Here is a 922-nt window from a genome sequence, read left to right as displayed (position 1 = left end):
AAGACGCAGTCAGCATGGCGTGATTGGGGTCGTAAAGGGCGGTCTCAATAGCGGAGGTCGGTTTTGCAGGCAGCCAAGGCGGATTGCAGACGATAAGGTCGGCGCAACTTTCTGTAAATAAATCAATCGATTGAACGCTGATAGCTTTATCCAAGCCTAGACGCTCAAGGTTTGTGGTGGCGCAGGCAATTGCTTTGGGGTTGGTGTCTGTGGCGATGATGTCGGGTATGCCTCGTTTGGCCAAAATTGCGGCAATAACGCCTGAGCCGGTGCCGATGTCAAAGGCCGTCTGAATATGGGGAGCGAGTGGCGCTTGGGCGATTAAATCCAAATATTCGCCACGCAGTGGAGAGAATACGCCGAAAGGAACATGGATTTTTCCGTCTAGCTGCGGAATGTCTATGCCTTTTTTGTGCCATTCGTGCGCACCGATAAAGCCCAGTAATTGATTCAGCGGCAAGAGAAACGGTTTGTCGTTTGGTGTGTCGTAAACATCGCACAGGGCGGCGTAGATGTCGGGTGCACGTGCATTATCCAGTTGAAAATTCGGTTGGATTTCAACGGCAAGCATATTGAGCAAACGACTTTGTTGCGCCTGTTTCATACGGTGGGCGTGAAAGGCCGTCTGAATATCGGCAGGTGCGCCTTTCTTTTTTTCAGACGGCCTGCGGATACGTTTTTTCATTGCGGCCAAGACTTGCTTGGCATTGTGAAAATCGCCAGTCCAAACGGTTGCAGTTTGCGCGTGGGCATTTTTTAAGATTTCTGCTGCGCCTGTTTCTTGTATGTAAACCGCCTGCTTGGGCGGCTTTTGTGTACTTTCGTTGCGCCATTCGATGTCGGCGCGGTCGGTAGGGATGGTGTGGGGCATAGTGTGTTTCAAATCGGGGAAATAGGGGATTAGTTTACTATATTTAGGATG

At 50.5% G+C, this 922-nt stretch carries 1 protein-coding gene; it reads right to left on the bottom strand.

What is annotated here, in order from left to right; all coding sequences use genetic code 11:
- Positions 1–871, bottom strand: an 871-nt coding sequence (locus ACTHUM_RS15460; protein ID WP_440403348.1) for a methyltransferase, incomplete at its 3' end; no start/stop codon positions are given.
- Between the last annotated feature and the right edge of the window lie 51 nt (positions 872–922).

The sequence above is a fragment of the Neisseria sp. P0021.S006 genome (assembly GCF_051956895.1).
The sequence above is the reverse complement of the archived record's forward strand: the minus strand, read 5'-3'. Positions and strand labels throughout refer to the sequence as shown.